Source organism: Mycobacterium sp. SMC-21 (assembly GCF_045310825.1).
Taxonomy (GTDB): Bacteria; Actinomycetota; Actinomycetes; order Mycobacteriales; family Mycobacteriaceae; genus Mycobacterium.
In genome coordinates this window covers 76,523-92,053 of the sequence record NZ_JBJIAO010000005.1, presented here as the reverse complement: position 1 = coordinate 92,053, position 15,531 = coordinate 76,523, and the positions used below count along the sequence as shown (strand labels likewise).

At 64.8% G+C, this 15,531-nt stretch carries 20 protein-coding genes; 8 read left to right on the top strand and 12 right to left on the bottom strand.

The window, feature by feature from the left end; genetic code table 11:
- Positions 1-154: 154 nt before the first annotated feature.
- Positions 155-1,366 (bottom strand): diguanylate cyclase, encoded by a 1,212-nt coding sequence (locus tag ACJH6H_RS07635; RefSeq protein ID WP_406774590.1) that lies wholly within the window; start codon positions 1,364-1,366, stop codon positions 155-157.
- A 659-nt stretch (positions 1,367-2,025) separates the two neighbouring features.
- Between ACJH6H_RS07635 and ACJH6H_RS07630 the strand changes: the two genes are divergently transcribed.
- The 4 genes from ACJH6H_RS07630 (at position 2,026) to ACJH6H_RS07615 (ending at position 5,671) form a co-directional block, all read left to right on the top strand.
- Complete coding sequence (locus tag ACJH6H_RS07630; protein ID WP_406774589.1) at positions 2,026-3,393, top strand: sugar transferase; 1,368 nt, start codon at positions 2,026-2,028, stop codon at positions 3,391-3,393.
- Between the two features lie 149 nt (positions 3,394-3,542).
- Positions 3,543-4,073, top strand: a complete 531-nt coding sequence (locus ACJH6H_RS07625) for a Chromate resistance protein ChrB (RefSeq protein WP_406774588.1) — start codon at positions 3,543-3,545, stop codon at positions 4,071-4,073.
- 42 nt (positions 4,074-4,115) lie between these two features.
- Entirely contained in the window at positions 4,116-5,294 is a 1,179-nt protein-coding gene (locus tag ACJH6H_RS07620) for an MFS transporter (protein ID WP_406774587.1), read from the top strand.
- Positions 5,295-5,347: 53 nt separating this feature from the next.
- Positions 5,348-5,671: a hypothetical protein gene (locus tag ACJH6H_RS07615; protein ID WP_406774586.1), complete on the top strand. Its 324-nt coding sequence runs from the start codon at positions 5,348-5,350 to the stop codon at positions 5,669-5,671.
- 140 nt (positions 5,672-5,811) lie between these two features.
- Here ACJH6H_RS07615 and ACJH6H_RS07610 read toward each other — a convergent pair whose 3' ends face one another.
- Together ACJH6H_RS07610 and ACJH6H_RS07605 are read right to left on the bottom strand one after the other, a co-directional pair.
- Positions 5,812-6,159 (bottom strand): aminopeptidase, encoded by a 348-nt coding sequence (locus tag ACJH6H_RS07610; RefSeq protein ID WP_406774585.1) that lies wholly within the window; start codon positions 6,157-6,159, stop codon positions 5,812-5,814.
- A 23-nt stretch (positions 6,160-6,182) separates the two neighbouring features.
- Entirely contained in the window at positions 6,183-6,413 is a 231-nt protein-coding gene (locus ACJH6H_RS07605) for a hypothetical protein (protein WP_061007354.1), read from the bottom strand.
- 150 nt (positions 6,414-6,563) lie between these two features.
- Here ACJH6H_RS07605 and ACJH6H_RS07600 point away from each other — a divergent pair, with 150 nt between their 5' ends.
- Positions 6,564-7,484: an MBL fold metallo-hydrolase gene (locus ACJH6H_RS07600; RefSeq protein WP_406774645.1), complete on the top strand. Its 921-nt coding sequence runs from the start codon at positions 6,564-6,566 to the stop codon at positions 7,482-7,484.
- Positions 7,485-7,521: 37 nt separating this feature from the next.
- Here ACJH6H_RS07600 and ACJH6H_RS07595 read toward each other — a convergent pair whose 3' ends face one another.
- The 6 genes from ACJH6H_RS07595 to ACJH6H_RS07570 form a co-directional block, all read right to left on the bottom strand.
- Entirely contained in the window at positions 7,522-8,088 is a 567-nt protein-coding gene (locus ACJH6H_RS07595; protein WP_406774584.1) for a hypothetical protein, read from the bottom strand.
- Positions 8,085-8,645: a DUF6286 domain-containing protein gene (locus ACJH6H_RS07590; protein ID WP_406774583.1), complete on the bottom strand. Its 561-nt coding sequence runs from the start codon at positions 8,643-8,645 to the stop codon at positions 8,085-8,087. Before ACJH6H_RS07590 ends, ACJH6H_RS07595 begins: the two co-directional genes overlap by 4 nt.
- On the bottom strand, positions 8,645-9,043 hold the full coding sequence (locus tag ACJH6H_RS07585) for an Asp23/Gls24 family envelope stress response protein (RefSeq protein ID WP_406774582.1): 399 nt from the start codon (positions 9,041-9,043) through the stop codon (positions 8,645-8,647). Before ACJH6H_RS07585 ends, ACJH6H_RS07590 begins: the two co-directional genes overlap by 1 nt.
- Entirely contained in the window at positions 9,036-9,215 is a 180-nt protein-coding gene (locus ACJH6H_RS07580; RefSeq protein ID WP_406774581.1) for a hypothetical protein, read from the bottom strand. The genes ACJH6H_RS07585 and ACJH6H_RS07580 overlap by 8 nt, the downstream gene beginning before the upstream one ends.
- 100 nt (positions 9,216-9,315) lie before the next feature.
- Positions 9,316-9,642, bottom strand: a complete 327-nt coding sequence (locus tag ACJH6H_RS07575; protein WP_061007358.1) for an Asp23/Gls24 family envelope stress response protein — start codon at positions 9,640-9,642, stop codon at positions 9,316-9,318.
- The gene (locus tag ACJH6H_RS07570) at positions 9,632-10,096 is read right to left on the bottom strand and encodes an Asp23/Gls24 family envelope stress response protein (RefSeq protein WP_061007359.1); all 465 of its coding nucleotides are present in this window, start codon (positions 10,094-10,096) and stop codon (positions 9,632-9,634) included. The genes ACJH6H_RS07575 and ACJH6H_RS07570 overlap by 11 nt, the downstream gene beginning before the upstream one ends.
- A gap of 193 nt (positions 10,097-10,289) precedes the next feature.
- Here ACJH6H_RS07570 and ACJH6H_RS07565 point away from each other — a divergent pair, with 193 nt between their 5' ends.
- Together ACJH6H_RS07565 and ACJH6H_RS07560 are read left to right on the top strand one after the other, a co-directional pair.
- Positions 10,290-10,862 (top strand): RNA polymerase sigma factor, encoded by a 573-nt coding sequence (locus tag ACJH6H_RS07565; RefSeq protein WP_061007360.1) that lies wholly within the window; start codon positions 10,290-10,292, stop codon positions 10,860-10,862.
- The gene (locus tag ACJH6H_RS07560; RefSeq protein ID WP_133427403.1) at positions 10,859-11,317 is read left to right on the top strand and encodes a hypothetical protein; all 459 of its coding nucleotides are present in this window, start codon (positions 10,859-10,861) and stop codon (positions 11,315-11,317) included. The genes ACJH6H_RS07565 and ACJH6H_RS07560 overlap by 4 nt, the downstream gene beginning before the upstream one ends.
- On the opposite strand, the gene whiA is transcribed toward ACJH6H_RS07560, so the two are convergent.
- Complete coding sequence (gene whiA, locus ACJH6H_RS07555; protein ID WP_406774580.1) at positions 11,283-12,257, bottom strand: DNA-binding protein WhiA; 975 nt, start codon at positions 12,255-12,257, stop codon at positions 11,283-11,285. The genes ACJH6H_RS07560 and whiA overlap by 35 nt on opposite strands.
- A 58-nt stretch (positions 12,258-12,315) precedes the next feature.
- On the opposite strand from whiA, the gene ACJH6H_RS07550 reads away from it, so the two are divergent.
- Positions 12,316-13,541 (top strand): IS3 family transposase gene (locus tag ACJH6H_RS07550; protein ID WP_406774644.1). Its coding sequence is split into 2 segments (ribosomal slippage): positions 12,316-12,547 and positions 12,547-13,541, totalling 1,227 coding nucleotides; the frame shifts between segments, so codons are not numbered across the junction.
- Between the two features lie 145 nt (positions 13,542-13,686).
- On the opposite strand, the gene ACJH6H_RS07545 is transcribed toward ACJH6H_RS07550, so the two are convergent.
- Complete coding sequence (locus ACJH6H_RS07545; RefSeq protein WP_406774579.1) at positions 13,687-13,926, bottom strand: hypothetical protein; 240 nt, start codon at positions 13,924-13,926, stop codon at positions 13,687-13,689.
- A 1,111-nt stretch (positions 13,927-15,037) separates the two neighbouring features.
- Positions 15,038-15,493, bottom strand: a complete 456-nt coding sequence (locus ACJH6H_RS07540) for a helix-turn-helix domain-containing protein (RefSeq protein ID WP_061007363.1) — start codon at positions 15,491-15,493, stop codon at positions 15,038-15,040.
- Positions 15,494-15,531 lie beyond the last annotated feature (38 nt).

Sequence of the window (15,531 nt, the reverse complement as noted above, 5' to 3'; positions counted from 1 at the left end):
CGCGCCTGCGAGTCGGGGCTCGGATTGCCGCGCATCGGCATATAGTACCTCAGTTGCAGCAAAGTTTCGGAAGCGACAATTCAGCCGCGGTTTTCCCATGCGCTGCAATGGCCGCGGCGGTGGCCGGCAACGCAATGCACAGCCGCAGAACCGGTCAGTGACGCCTCGACGGGGAGGGGTCATCGCATGACGTAGAAGTGCCGTCGCAACGGCAGACGATGTCGTTGCCGACGGCGAACGTCAGGCGCACGGCGGCATTGCCGCCGCTTCGCTTTGCCGAGAACATCGCGTGATCGGCACACTCGATCGTGGCGTCCAGTACCGATTGAGGGTCCTCGTCTCCCCCGGAAAAGTCCGGGAGGGCGATGGAGGCGACACCGATGCTGGCGGTAACCGGCGCCATGTCGGCCGTTGCGGCAATGGCCGCCCGTATTCGCTCACTGATACCGAGTACTTGCTGTGGCGTGGTGACATCGACGACGACAAATTCTTCTCCGCCCACTCTGGCGACGAGTGCGCTGCTGCGCACGACACCCCGGATCCGTTCCGCGCTGCGCATCAGGACGGCGTCACCGACAGCGTGCCCGTACGTGTCGTTGATGTTCTTGAACCTGTCCAGATCGATGACCAGCACCGTTACGCAGGCGCCGGCAATGGATCGGTGCGCCCGGTCGGCGAGGAAGCTCTCGATTCTCAGATTCAAACCCCGACGGTTGAGCAGCCCGGTCAGCTGGTCGGTCACCGAGTCGTGCGCGTCGTTGCGGAGCACCCAGATGCCGAATTGCACGACAGCAGGCAGCACTACGAAAGATGCGATGGCCGCCAACGTCTTCGCGAGCGCCAGATAGGGGTCTCCATCCGGCCCCCACGCGATATCGGCTGCGAAGACCGTGGTCACCATGAGCACCCACGCCATGTGGAGCGCCAGGACCTTGGGGCCTTCGAAAAACTTCGTATAGACGGAGATGAGTAGGAGCGCGTTCAAGCCGAAGAATCCAGCCAGCCGGTTGGAGTCGAGCAGCGCGACGACGCTGATGCCGATGTCGGCGTAGACGATGAAGGCGATCGACGTCGCGCGCGACGGCCACGGCCCGAACCACCACAACAGTGCCCAGACCAGCGCGGAAACCGCAAACACCGACGAGACGCCCCGAGACAAGTCGGTGGACGGCCCAGCTGGCGAAAACTGAATGACGATCGAGATTGCGGCGAGGAGAGCCGCGCAGCCTCCGACGAGCAGTTGTATGCCCCCAAGCAGGCCGCGCTGGGCGAAATACCCGATTTGCGCGTCGTAGTCGACCGGCTCGGACCACCACACACGCGCCAGCCGAGCAACAGCCAATAGCTCGCGCAGCCGTGTCAGCACATCGAACCCCGTTTCAGGTGCACCTGATGAATGCGATCTCCCCAAATCGCGACAGCAAAGCGAACGCTAGCAGCCCGATTTGGCAATGTCCATGGTGATTCATTTCCGCTAGTCAAACCAGCTAGATCTCCCATGCGGCAAATTTTCATAGCTCATCCACAGCCGCCCGGTCACGTCATGCGGCCATCGCGGCCCGCCGGCAAGTGCCGCGACCTCACCGCCTCACACATTGAAGTGTGATGGCCGTAACAGGTGTTGGTTAGGTGTCCTACTTGCCCGCTCCAAGCCTTCGGTATAAATTTGCTGAAAATCGCATTCGTTAACAAGTACTGCATCGCGCGAGACCACCGTCGGTCCGCGTGTCGATCCCGAACTGGCAGGTGAATCCTGCAAGCACCGCGGGGTCGAATCCACCGAGTGAGTCCCGCCCAGCAGAGAGCGCCCCGGTAGCCATGTCGACACCCGCCGTAGATATATCCCAGCTCACGAACGATATCGGCCCTGCTCGCGTGCGTTCCGGCGCCGCAGCAGGGGCCCCGCTTCAGCTACCGCCAGCTACCGCAACCAACCACCGAGGACGCTCGATCCGTGAGCAGCGTCACCAGAAACTTGCGCGATTACTCATTTTCAGCGACGCCATAGTTATTTGCTCTTCCGTCATGTTCGGGCAAATTTTCCGGTTCGCCACCACCAGCGGCCACCCCGTCTACGTGTCCCTCGATGGCGGTCCGCATGTGCGGTATCTGGCCGTGTCGGCCGTCATCGCGGTGGCGTGGATGGGCTTCTTGTCACTGGGCAGCCGGTCGGCCAAGGTCGTCGGCCGAGGCTTCGATGAATACGTCACCCTCGCCGCGGCCACGTTGCAGCTGTTCGGCCTCATCGCCATCGCCTCGACGCTGTTCCACTTCGACATCTCGCGCGGCTACCTCGCCATCGCCCTGCCCACGGGCCTGGTCGGTCTGATCACCACCCGCTGGATCTGGCGCCGCGTCGTCGCCCGGAAGCGTCTGTCAGGAGACGACCAGAGCCGTCTCCTGGTTGTCGGTGCCACCAGTGCTGCGACGGACATCGCCACCGAGTTCGCGAAAGACCCGTGGGCGGGGTACCACGTCGCCGGGTTCTGCACCCCGATGGGACCGACGCACGCCAAGGAAGTCATCACGATCGCCGGCCGCGACATCCCGATCGTCGGCACCGACGAGGCCATCCTCGCCGCCGTTCAGCGCACAGGGGTGGATACCGTCGCACTGGCTGCGACCCATCACCTGAGCCCCACCGACATCCGACGGCTCATGTGGGAACTGGAAGAACACGGAGTCGATCTGATGGTCGCGCCCGGCCTCATCGACATCGCCGACCAACGCCTCACCAGCCGCCCGGTTGCCGGCATGGCCGTCTTCGAAATCGCCAAACCTCAATATAGCCAGGCCAATTCACTGATCAAGCGGACCTTCGATGTCCTGTTTGCCGCGACAGCGCTGGCAGCCGTAGCGCCCGTGATGATCGTGACGGCACTGGCGGTCAAACTCACCAGTGCCGGGCCGATCTTCTACCAATCCGAACGCATAGGCCTGGACGGAAAACCGTTCCGCATGACCAAGTTCCGCAGCATGTACCAGGACGCCGACACGCGCCAAGCCGACATGATCGCCGCCAACGGCGGCAACGCCCTGTTCTTCAAGATGAAAGACGACCCCCGCGTGACCCCGGTGGGCAAGGTCATCCGCAAATACTCCATCGACGAACTCCCCCAGTTCCTCAACGTCCTCACCGGACACATGAGCGTCGTCGGACCACGACCCCAAGTCCGCCGCGAAGTCGACACCTACGACGACCTCGTCAGCCGCCGCCTTGCCGTCAAACCCGGCCTCACCGGCCTCTGGCAGATCAGCGGACGCTCCGACCTCAAACCTGACGACGCGATCCGCCTCGACCTCACCTACGTCGAAAACTGGTCGCTGCTCCAGGACATCCTCATCATCGGCAAGACTGTCCGCACCGTCCTCGCCGGTGACGGCGCCTACTGACACCGAGGTGCGGCCGGACATGAATATGAGCTCGCCATGATCCGGCGCGCGGCACTCTTTACGCAGGTGAACGACCGAAATCGACTGTTGTGCACCACCAAAAGAAACATCCGTTACATTCTTGTTTGTGATTGCGAGCGTGACGCTTCGTGCGGTGGCTGATTCTGGTGGTGCGGATACCTGCAGTGCCTTCTCGGCACCGGGTGGCGACGTGGCGCGAGCTGCGGCGCGGTGGTGCATTGCAGATCGGGCAGGGTGTGTGGGCGATGCCGGATGTTCCGGTGTTCGCCGACGGTGTCGCGCGAGTGGTCCAGTTGGCGCATCGCGGCGGCGGCGAAGTGTTGACGCTCAGCGCGGCCGGTCGTGACAGGTCGGAGTCGGCGCGACTGCAGGAAATGTTCACCGCTGAACGAGCCCACGAATGGGCCGGCTTCCTTTCTGGTTGCGTGGAGTTCGACGCTCAGATCGACACGGCGATCGCCAACGGTGAACTCACGATCGCAGCACTCGTCGAGCAGGAAGAACGACTGGAGCGGTTGCGTCGGTCGCACCGAGACATCAAGGCGCGCGACGTCTTTGGCGCGCCAGTCGCCGCAGAGTCCCATCTGCGGCTCGAACGGTGCGCGGCCCACTTGGCCGACTACGCCGCACGGGTGTATCGAGCAGTGCACCAGATCTAACTGCTGCGCAGCGCACGCGATCAAGCCACCGCGGACGCTGCGATGAGTACATTGCCCGGAGATTCGGCTGGTGTACCTCGCGCGGGCCTGCTGCCCGTCTATGGCGCCGGATTCGCAATTGCGTCGAGCGCCAGCAGCATTGCGGCAAATCTGGCGAGCTGTCTGCGGATCAGCCATGGGATGCTGCTTACGTTGGGACTGCTGCTGGCGCTCTATCCTGCGGCCGAACTACTGCTCAAACCGCTGATCCGGGCGCTGTTCTCCACTCTGGGTGTTCGGGGCGTGCTGCTGGGCGGGTTGGTCGCCTCCGCAGTGGCATCGGGGGCGTTCACCATCGCGGAGGACGCGTTCGGCATAGGTCTGGCGCGGCTCGGTCAGGGCGCAGCTGCCGCGGCCGTCGGACTGAGTGCCGACGCGGTGCTGACCCGGTTGACCGTTGCCGGAACGAGGCGCTCGTTCGGCGGGTACCGCACCTGGAAAGCGGCGGGTTACACGCTGGGCCCCCTGCTCGGCGGCATTTTGGTTGCCGTTGGCGGGCATTCGGCGCTGTTCCTGCTGCTCGCTGTCCTTGCCGCGGCACTGACCGCGTGGGCAGCATTGGCCGTGCCGACGATTGATACCGCGGCCCCGGCGAGCGAGTCGACGACGGATCTTGTCCGGGCTCTGTTCAAGACATCAGGTGTGCGGCCTGCGCTGGCCCTCGCTGCCGGCACGGCGGCAGTGTCCATCAGCCTCGGTTTCCTGCCCGTGCTGGCTGCCCAACGGGGCCTGGGCGTGTTGGCCTCCGGGGCACTCGTGTCCGCTCTGGTTGCGGTCGCTGCCTCCGTACAGCTTCCGGTGCGCCGTCTCCGCGATGCCGGAAAATTGGCCGACCACACCGGGATCGGAATCGGGCTGCTGTTGGTGGCATTAGGTTTCGCCTCGGCGTCACTGGCGCCGACCATCGTGGTCCTGATGTGTGCGGGCGTGTTACTCGGTGCCGGCGCGGGTGTGATCGCGCCACTCGGGTTCAACTATCTGGCCCGGAGAAATCCACCCGAACGGCTCGGTCAGGTGGTGGGCGTCGCCGAGATCAGCCGTCTGCTGGGCGATTTCGCCGGCCCGCTGCTGGTTGGCGTCATCTCGACCGCGTCCACTCTGACCGTGGCGCTCCTCGCTGTGACGATCTGCCTCGCTGCCGCAGCCAACTTCCTGGCAGTGGGCGCCCGCGGATCCGGTTGATCAGACTCAGCCGAATCTGCTGTCACGGCATTGGAATCCGCGGCGGCGACGGAATGGGCGGCGGCGAGGGGATCGCCGGTGGTGACGGAATGGCCGGCGGCGGGACCATCGGCGGTGCGGGCATGACCGGCGGCTCCGGGACCATCGGCCCACCGGTCTCGGTCGCAGGCATCTGTGGCGCGGGCGATTCTGTGACCGGCGCCGACGTACTCACGGTCGGTGCACCCGATGTGGGAAGTATTGTCGTCGTGGATGTTTCGGTGGACGGCGTCGTCGTGGTGACCGATGTCGTCGATTTTTCGTTCGAGGCCTTGTCGCCACACGCGGCAAGGCCGGCCACCGCCAGCGCCAACGCGCCGGCGCACAAGGTCAGGTGAACTCGGAACAGCGGTTTCGGGTTGGTGGTCATGGCGCATCTCCCTGGTCCGACAGTGTTGTGGCAGCGCATACCCCGTATCCCGCTGGCCAAACGCCGTCACGGATTGATCGTGCGCTCCCCCAACCTGACGCCCCGGGATCAGGCCGATGTCGCGCTTGCGTCGGACCGTCGCCGAACCACGGCAGCCGACGCCGCGACGACAATCCCGACGATCGCGATAGGGATGGCCCAGGTCCGGCGGCCGGACAGGGCAGATTCACACAGCGCGACGTAATCGGTATGCGGCACAATCTCATTGAGGATCGGCACACCCGCGATGCTCGACGCATTCGCCGAGCGGGCTTGATCAAGATCCTGGAAGAGGGCACTGCCGCAACCGATCTCCTTGCCGTCATTGGACGAGGCAGAAACGGGCACCAAGAGACCAATCGCGCCGGCCAACAACAAGATGGCCCCCGCGAGCAAAAGCATTCGTCGAACAGACATGGTTGCTCCTAATATCCGTTGGCTCAAGACTTCTTCGACGGGATGACGATCACGACGATCAGGGTCAGGATCGAGAAGAACAACCCCAGAATCCCCCAACCGAGGGCGCTTCGGCCCTTCGTGCCGGCGATCACCGCACAGATGATCGCGGCGATGACGCTGCCGATGGCGACGAAGATTCCCTTGATGCCCCGCAGGATGAATCCGGCTGCTTCGGGCTGGCTCTGCAGGGCCAATACCAGTTCGTGGACCATCTCGATTCCTCACACTGAGTGACGCGCCGACGGCATCAGCTAACTTCACCTATTCCCTGTCGCCTGATGTGCCAAACGTCGCCACCCGATCGATTTCCCACGTTTGACGTCGCCGGAATAGATAGGGGGTCAACAGCGTTGGCCACCTCCGTGCACACGTTTTGCGCCGGGAACGCGACCGTCACGCAGCTCACGGAGTTGGATGTCTGGCCGATCCCGCCTCGGCACTGGTATCCCGCCATCAACGACTCTCAGCTGGATGCTGCGCGGAAACTGTTCGCGCCGTCGGCCATCACCGATGACGCCGGCACGATGCTGTTCGCGATACACAACTACGTGATCGAGATCGACGGCGTCGTGATCGTCATCGACACCTGCTCCGGCAATCACAAGAACCGTCCGTACTTCGCGGATCTTCATATGCTCGACACCGACTATCTGAACCGGCTTTCGCGTGCAGGGTTCGAACCGGCCGATGTCGACATCGTCATCAATACCCACCTACACCTGGATCACTGCGGATGGAACACCCGACTGGTCGACGGCGTATGGGTGCCGACCTTCCCGAATGCCACCTACGGGTTCCACGGCGCCGAGCTCGAATATATTGAAGCACAATGGAAGTCGGCACGTGCCGGGCAATGGCGGAGCGACGCGGGCTGGGTCTACCAGGACAGCGTGTTGCCCATACTGGACAGTGGCGCACACCGCGGCGTCAGCCCGGGTGACGTCATTCATTCGAACGGGGCCACACAGATCCGAGCGGCCGAGGCCGCCGGACACACGCCCGGACATCTCGCAGTCGAGATCGCCAGTCCCGGAGGCGGTTTACTCATCGTCGGCGACGCACTCCACCACCCCGTGCAGGCGCTGTATCCCGACCTGGAGTTTTTTGCCGACCACAACCCGCAGCAGGCGATCGACACGCGCCGCGCCATCCTCGAACGCAGCGCGAACGAGGGCATCGGCATTGTGACGGCCCACTTCCCCGCGCACGGCCCACTGTATGCCGGCCGGGACGGTGACAGCTTCCGGTGGCAAAACTACGTCGACGCTGTCCAAGTTTGCTGAAATAGGCAGCGAAGGGACCAGCCGCCGGCCGGCGGAATCACCCGGAGCGTTTGGTTTTGGCGATCTGCAGGACCGCGCGTGCCGCCACGGTCTTGCCGGTGCCCCCGGTGACCCGGGCGATGTCGGCAAGGGTGGTGTCGATCGCGGAGATGACATCGGAAAGGCCCGCCGGGTGTGCCGTGGTGACGGTCAATTCCACGGTCGGGGTGCCTCTGTCGACGATCGTCTTGCCCTTGGCGGACTGCACATTCGAATCCTGCGCCAGCGCGGCGGCGGCCGCCCCGGCGACGCCATCGAGGTTCACGGTGATGAATCCCGGGTCGGTCGTACCGGGAACGCGTAGGACCTGCGTCTTGCGGACCGGCACATGCGCGATGAGCCAGATCAGCCCGAGTATCAACAGCAGCGCGCCCGCACCGGCCAGTTCCCACGGCCACCACGTCGATGCGGTGGCCCGCACGACCGGCCCCGTACTGATCTGCTCTGGAGCCGCATGCACGACATGCGTCGGCCACAGCGCCGCCGCGGCACCCAGGGATGCCACGACGATCCCGGCGACCAGTGTCGCCGCGCGATCCACGAGATCGGTCGGCAGCAGGCTCATGCAGCCCCGCTCGTGCCGATGCGCACGACGATTCTCGGTGTGGGGATTAGGATCTCGGTCGCGCTGCCGACGGCCGCGGCGACCGCGCCCTTCGCTGCGGTGTCGGACTCGATACCGGTGATTCCGACATACATGGTGACCTTGCGACGAGTGGCCGCCGAGTTCAGCACCTCCACGCCCGGTACGCACGATGCCGCATGGGATGCCAGCCGGGCCACGTCGCGCGGCTGCATCCACACCGATCCCGCCGCGTCGACGGCGACGACGGTCTTGCGTCGGGGCCGCAGCGCCACGAACACCAGCCAGAGGCCGAGCAGCAGTGTGCCGACGCCGGCGGGCACCATCCACCACTGACTCCGCAGGCCGTTGAGGGCTGCGATGGCCGTGCCGATCCACGGCGTCCCGCCGATCCAGCCCAACACGACACCTGCTTCTCGCAGGGACACGACGCCGACGAACATGACGACCAGTGCCAGCGCCACCGCAACGTAGCGGGCGGTGGCCGCGGCAGCCGGAGACCGGCCGGGTGCGGGAAGTACGAGGTTGTCGGCAGTCATCAGCGGGTCCTCTTCGTGTCCTTGGTGACGGTGCTCAGTTGCTCGACGGTGACGTCGACACGGTCGACCTGCAGCCCACCCATGCTCGACAAGGTCTGCACGACATTGCGCTGTACCGCACGCCCGACGTCCACCGCCGGTGCCGGCCACGCCACGGTGACCTTGAGATGGGCGGTGACGCGGTCGCCGGTGACCGTCAGCTGCGCTTGCGGCAGAGACCGGCCCGGGATTTTGGCGCGTCCTTCCGGGAACGGCAGCACGTCGGGAGTGTCGAGCGCGGCGCGGACGGCCAGCCGCTGCGCGACCTTCTCGCGGACGGTCAGGGTGCCGCGCGTGGCACCGTCGTCCTCGGAGTCAGCCTGCGGCGCAACGGTTTCGGCAACCTCTGGCTCAGTCACGGTTGCGCCTCTGCAACAGGGCGGACAGATCGAGTTCGCCGTCGCGGTGTGCGCCGATCAGGTAGCCCGCCGCGCCGAGAAGCAACGCGATGAGAAACCCGCCGAGGCCGCCGGCGGCCGCAGCGATGCCGAGTAGCAGACCGGCAACCAGACCCAGCGTCGATGAGGTCATGATGTGAACCTTCCGCGTTACGAAGTTGTAGTGGCACTTGAGAGTTCGTAGCCCGTGGTGGGGCGGCGCGCCCCTCGTCGCGCCGCCACACCACGGCGGTCTACAGCAACCCTCGACCAGACGTTGGTGTCACCGGCACGAGATCTTCGATCGTGACGTCGACCGGTAGTTGGATCAGCTCGGCGACGGCGCGCTGAATTGCGGTCGCGGTGGGCCGCACCGGCACACCGAGCACCAGACTCACGTGTACGTCGACCCGGTCCGCCGCGATCCGGACGCCCGATACCCGGCGCCCCGGCAGGTAGGTCGCCACCTCGCCGAACATGCCGGCATGCAAACCGGCCACGCCCTCGACGGCAGTCACCGCAGCGGCAATGCGTTCGGCGTCCTCGAGAACTCCATCCCCCGCCGGGGCATCACTGGACACGGGCGGGAGCGGCGTCGGCGTCGTCACCGCTGTCACCGTCCAGATGCACGTCGTGGACGGTGATGTTGACTTCCGTGACCTCGAGGCCCGTCATGCGTTCGACCGCGGCGATGACGTTTCGCCGGATGCCCGCTGCCAGGTCGGCGATTGCCACGCCGTACTCGGCAACGATGTCGATGTCGACAGCTGCCTGCTTCTCACCGATCTCGACCGATACGCCCTGGCTCTGGTTGACGCTGGCGCCGGGGATCCGCTCGCGGAGCGCACCGACCATCCGCGACGCCCCGCCGCCCAGGTCATACACGCCGCTGACCTCGCGGGCCGCGATCCCGGCGATCTTGGAGACCACCACGCCCGCGATGGTCGTCTTGCCCTGCGAGCTCACCAACGGTGAACCCTGGTAAGGGCTGACTTCTTTGCCGGACGGCTCCGTGTCGGCCTGTGCGCTGGTCATCACCGCTCCCCTTTCGACGTCGTTACATGGGTAGTCGTTACTCAGAACTCGAACCGAACGTCCCATTTGAGTGATTCAGGACACATCGCAAATCTACTCAGCCGAACTTGTCTCAGACAGCCCGGAGGGCATTCAATTCTGGTACGAAGGCCTATATTTCAGGAGCGGTGGAGCGTACTGAGAGCGGAGTGTGGTGACAGCGCCAACCGGTGGCGACCTACGCGACGCTGACGACGAGGCCTTACGGGCCTCGGCGGTGGTCGGTGATCGCGAAGCGTTCGACATCATCGTCAACCGCTACGGCCCGGTGCTCTACCGGTACGCGCGGCGAATGCTCGCCTACGAGGCCGACGTGCCGGACGTCGTGCAGGACACCTTCGTTGCCGCGTGGCAGCAGATCGGCTCCTTCCGCGGAAGCTCATCACTGCGAACGTGGCTGTTCGCGATCTGCTACCGGAAGATCGCCGACACGCACCGGCTCAAACGCGCACGGCCAGTTGAAGATTGGGTACTGGAACCACTGGCGGGACCTGACACTTCCGCGGATCCCTTCACCGCGGCATCCAATGCCGCCTTCCTGGACGCCCTCGAGCTGGCGCTGGGCGAACTGCCGGTGCGCCAGCGCGCGGTGTGGATGATGCGGGAGGTCGAGCAGATGACGTTCCCCGAGATCGGCGAGGTGCTCCACATCAGCCCCGACGCGGTGCGCGGTCACCACCACCGGGCTGTGAAGACTTTGCGAGTTCTGTTGAGGAGGTGGCAGTGACAGAGCCTGATCCCTTCCTGCACAGCGCAGCTTCATACCTGAGAACTGTGCCCGAACCCGGCTGGGACGCCATCAGCGACAGGGTGCGCGCGGCGGTGCATGCAGCGAGCCGGGTGGGTTGGCCCATCCGCGCGTCGCGGGATGCCGGCGCCGGCGTCGTGTACATCACCGACCACGCTCTGCGCAGCCTGCTGGCCCGGGAGTTGCGTCGCAGCTTCGTCTGCCAGCCGACCCGCATCGCTTTCACCCTGGACGGCGCCGTACTGCGTGCCATCGACATCGACGTCACCGGAAGCTACGGAACCCAACTGCGCGACCTCGGCGACGACATCCGCCGGCTGGTGCTCGACACGATCCGAACCATCCTCGACGACCTCGACCAGGACGGCAGCAGTCCGGCCGGCCCGATCGACGTCACCATCACGGATGTTGTGGAGGGTGACCCACTGGGGTGACGTCCGCACTGGTGTCGGCGATTCCGGCTCGCTGGGCTTCGCGGTCGGCCATTCCCAGCACCCGCCGGAGACGACCCGCGGCGGCGTGCTTCGTCAACGGCGGCTCGGCGAGCCGACCCAGATCCTCCAACGACAGGTCAGGGTGCTGGACGCGCAAGCGTGCGATCTCGATGAAATGGTCGGGCGCCTTGTCGCCGAGGATTTCCAGCGCTCGTTGCGCCCGGATGGCAGTCGTCATCGCCGACTGCTGCGCGCGGCGTTGATTGGAGTCCACCAGTGCCGCGCCGGCCGTGGCGGTGCCGCCACGATCGCGGTACGACTGCCAGACCTCATGAGTCTGTTTGGCGCCAATGAGATTCAGCAGCGAGGAGATGGTGTCGGGGTCACGAACCGTGACCCGGTCGGCCCCACGCAGCTGTCGCGCTTTCACGTGGACGCCGAGGCGTCGCGCGGCCCCCGTCAGCGCCAAGGCGGCTTCCATACCAGGGCATTCCACATCCAGGCCCCGTGCGCGACCGGCCAGAGCCAGCGATCCCCGGGCGAGAAACGCGCCACGCCAAACGGCTTCGGCATCGGCCCTGCTGCCGCCCACGATCTGCGCGGGCATCCCCCGGACCGGCCGCCCCCAGCGGTCGATGAGTCCGGTCCATCGGGCGACGTCCTCCGCCTGGTGAGCGACGTGCACCAAGTAGCGACGACGCGAACCGACGCTCGGCAATACGCGTACCTCGGGCGCGGACCCGCACAAATCTTTGAGGTCCCGGCAAACTCGGCTGGCGACGGATTCGCGGTCCACGTCAGCGTCGATCACGACGCGCCCGTTGGCCACCCGAAGTCCGCCCGCGAACTGCAGCAGCGCAGTCACTTCGGCCTTGCGCGCACTGGGCTGATCCACCCCGGCGTGTCTGGAGAGTTCTTCTTTTGGGAAGGATGGGTCCATGGCTGCAGGGACGTCGAGACGGCGGTATCCGGAGGAATTGAAGGCGCGGGCTGTGCAGATGGTGGCCGATCTGCGCAGTGATTCGGTCTCGGAGTGGGAGGCCATGGGTCGGGTCGCTGATCTGCTGGGTGTCGGTAGCGCCGAGACCGTGCGCAAGTGGGTGCGTCAGGCCGAGATCGACGGCGGTGCGCGGGCCGGACAGACCACAGAGGAATCCGAGACGGTGCGCAAGCTGCGCCGAGAGAACGCCGAACTCAAGCGAGCCAACGCGATCTTGAAGGCGGCGTCGGCTTTCTTCGCGGCCGAACTGGACCGGCCACATCAGTAGTCGTGGAGTTCATCAGCGCCCACCTGGGTCACCGGGTGGGCGCTGATGGTCTCAAGTGGGGTGTCGAGTCGATGTGTGCCGTGCTTACCGAGTACGGCATTGCTATCGCCCCGTCGACGTATTACGCACATCGAGTCGGTGACGGCCCGTCAACGGCCGATCTGGCGGACGCGCAGATCATCGACGCGATCTGGCGGCTACGTAAGTCATCGGCATTGTTTAAGGTACTGGGCGCGCGCAAGACATGGATTGTACTGCGCACCAACGGAATTGATGTTTCTCGGTGCGTGGTGGAGCGAGTGATGCGGGAAATGGGGTGGCGCGGGGCGTGCAAGCGGCGCCGGGTGCTAACCACCGTTGCTGACCCGGCTGCGATGCGGGCTCCGGATCGGGTGCAGCGGTGTTTCGTCGCCGCGGCGCCGGACCGGTTGTGGGTGGCCGATTTCACCTATTGCCGTACCCGTGCCGGCTGGGCCTACACGGCGTTCGTCACTGACGTCTACGCCCGCAAGATCGTGGGCTGGAAGGTGGCCACCGAGATGACTCAGAAGCTGGTCACCGACGCGATAAATCACGCTATTGATACCCGGAAGCGTTCTGGTGCAACAACTTTGGCAGATCTCGTCCATCATAGCGATGCGGGCTCACAATATACGGCGGTCGCGTTCACTGAACACCTTGCTGCCGAAGGGATCTTGCCGTCGATCGGGACCGTCGGTGACAGCTTCGATAATGCCCTGGCCGAATCAGTGAACAGCAGTTACAAGACCGAGCTCATCGACAACCAGCCGCTGTATCCGGGAGCTACCGAGCTGTCCCTGGCAACGGCCGAATGGGTCGCGTTCTACAACCGTCAGCGGCCCAACGGCTACTGCCAGGACCTGACACCGGACCGGGCCGAAGCGCTCTACTACCATCGCCTCCAGCACCCTCAAACCGAGGAGGCACTCACATAACAGAGCCTCCGAACACGCCGGGGCGGATCAGGCAGGTGCACGACGGTACTGGCGAGCTCGTCTTTCACTCTCGGTGTCAACACCACAAATCCCCCACAACACATCGATTCCTTGATCGCCATCACACCGAGAATCGCGAAGGGGCTCACCGACCGTCATGCGACGCCGAACGCACCACATCAATTCCCCGCATGTCGGCGAGAAGCCTGCGCAGGTAGTTCCGCTGGTCAAAGGTCAGTCGCTGCAGAAAGTTTGCCAGAGCTGACGCTTCGGTGCCGTCGTCGGGCATGTTCCGAGGAAAGACGACCCACACCGACTCCCCGTCCGTCACCTCGATCTCAGCGATGAACCCGCCACCGGCGAGCTGCTCTCCCAGCGCGCGCAAGCGCCAACCCTGCGCCTGGAGAGCGTTGGCCCACCAATACGCCACCCGAACGGAACGATGTGGCTGACAGATCATGCCTGGGATGTACGCACCGTTGCGCGACGCGGGACGTGGCCGCCTCGACAGCTGCGAGCCAATCAACGCCGCCGGGACGTCGGCGGCCTCTTCAGCCCATCCTGCGCAATCGTCCTGTGAGCAGCCTTGCCGTCCAACAGAATTCATTCAAGTCCCCATATCGTGCACGGCGTCTCCGTTGGCCTGCACCACCGGCACACTCTTGACCCGGTTGCTCGGTGGCGGCGCACCAGCAACCACCAGACGACGAACCCTCACAACGGCAGTTACGGCTATGTGAGCAGCACCCCGGCCGACACGACACTCCGCGGTACCCGCGGCAGAACACGAATCACTGCATCCCCCTTGAGAAGACCGGCCCCAAGCCCCCCGGCTTTACTGGCACTCAACTGATGTCACGAGAATTCCATGAACCTACCGAAGCGTCAACTCTTCGCAAACATTAGCTGTCGTTGCATTCACAGGAAAGTGAGCTAACGTTCGTGCGACGGGCGCGCGCCCGAACCTCACCCTGTGGCGTCTGGCCCAGACGCCGCACCCCCGGGCGGTCATCGACTGAGTGAACGTAAGTCAGTGCACTGCAGCTTGATTCAAGGGGGAATCCGATGGTCAACAAGACAAGTCGCCAATATTCGGTGGGCGCAGCCACTTTCGCCGAACGACTCAACCGACTGTTCGCCGCCGTCTGGCCGCCCGGGCGGGGGCCGTATCGCAGCTTCGAGGTGACCGGAGCCCTCGCCCGGCGCGGGTACCAGTTGTCGGCGCCCTACCTGTCGCAACTCCGTTCGGGCACCCGGAAGTACCCATCCCCGCGCACGGCGGAGATGTTGGCCGAGTTCTTCGGCGTAGAAGTCGCGTACTTCGATCCCGATACCAGCTATGCGCGGATGATCGACGCGGAACTGGCCTGGCTCGAACTCGCCCACGACAAGACCGTCCGCGAGCTCACCACGGCACTCATGACGCTGACATCCGATCAGCGCGAAGAACTATTGGGACCCGGGCCGAGTCCGATGCTTCAACAACAGGATTCGTCTCATGGGGAGACCCAGCCGTCGGGACGCACGGGCCGGGTGTGCTCGGGCTTGATCTCGTCGCCGTCGGGCGATTGGTACTGCAATCTCGGTAACGGCACGCCGGTACGAGAGTCGACATACGACGTGCGCGGCTCATCGCCGGAGAACGCATTGTCGACACCCCATTCCCGCAGTGCGACCATGAGGTGAAACAGCTTCTCCCCCTTGGGGGTTAGTACATACTCGCGATAGGACGAACCGCCGGCGCCGGGACGCGACTCCATCACGCCGGTTTCGACGAGATGCTGCAGCCGGCCCGACAAGATGTTCTTGGCAATGCCGAGGCTGCGTTGGAACTGCGAGAACCGCGACAATCCCTCGAACGCGTCGCGAAGGATCATCAACGTCCACTTGTCCCCGACGATGTCGACGGCGCGCGATACCGGACATGTCGATCGAGCCAACCGACTGTTCATGACACCCCTCGTGTAGTTCTGGTTGCAATTTGCAACCA

Coding starts and splice junctions, on each gene's coding strand:
- ACJH6H_RS07630 (WP_406774589.1), top strand. CDS start 2,026: ATGTTCGGGCAAATTTTCCGGTTCGCCACCACCAGCGGCCACCCCGTC.
- ACJH6H_RS07620 (WP_406774587.1), top strand. CDS start 4,116: ATGAGTACATTGCCCGGAGATTCGGCTGGTGTACCTCGCGCGGGCCTG.
- ACJH6H_RS07615 (WP_406774586.1), top strand. CDS start 5,348: ATGGGCGGCGGCGAGGGGATCGCCGGTGGTGACGGAATGGCCGGCGGC.
- ACJH6H_RS07610 (WP_406774585.1), bottom strand. CDS start 6,159: ATGTCTGTTCGACGAATGCTTTTGCTCGCGGGGGCCATCTTGTTGTTG.
- ACJH6H_RS07605 (WP_061007354.1), bottom strand. CDS start 6,413: ATGGTCCACGAACTGGTATTGGCCCTGCAGAGCCAGCCCGAAGCAGCC.
- ACJH6H_RS07595 (WP_406774584.1), bottom strand. CDS start 8,088: ATGAGCCTGCTGCCGACCGATCTCGTGGATCGCGCGGCGACACTGGTC.
- ACJH6H_RS07590 (WP_406774583.1), bottom strand. CDS start 8,645: ATGACTGCCGACAACCTCGTACTTCCCGCACCCGGCCGGTCTCCGGCT.
- ACJH6H_RS07580 (WP_406774581.1), bottom strand. CDS start 9,215: ATGACCTCATCGACGCTGGGTCTGGTTGCCGGTCTGCTACTCGGCATC.
- ACJH6H_RS07570 (WP_061007359.1), bottom strand. CDS start 10,096: ATGACCAGCGCACAGGCCGACACGGAGCCGTCCGGCAAAGAAGTCAGC.
- whiA (WP_406774580.1), bottom strand. CDS start 12,257: ATGGACCCATCCTTCCCAAAAGAAGAACTCTCCAGACACGCCGGGGTG.
- ACJH6H_RS07540 (WP_061007363.1), bottom strand. CDS start 15,493: ATGAACAGTCGGTTGGCTCGATCGACATGTCCGGTATCGCGCGCCGTC.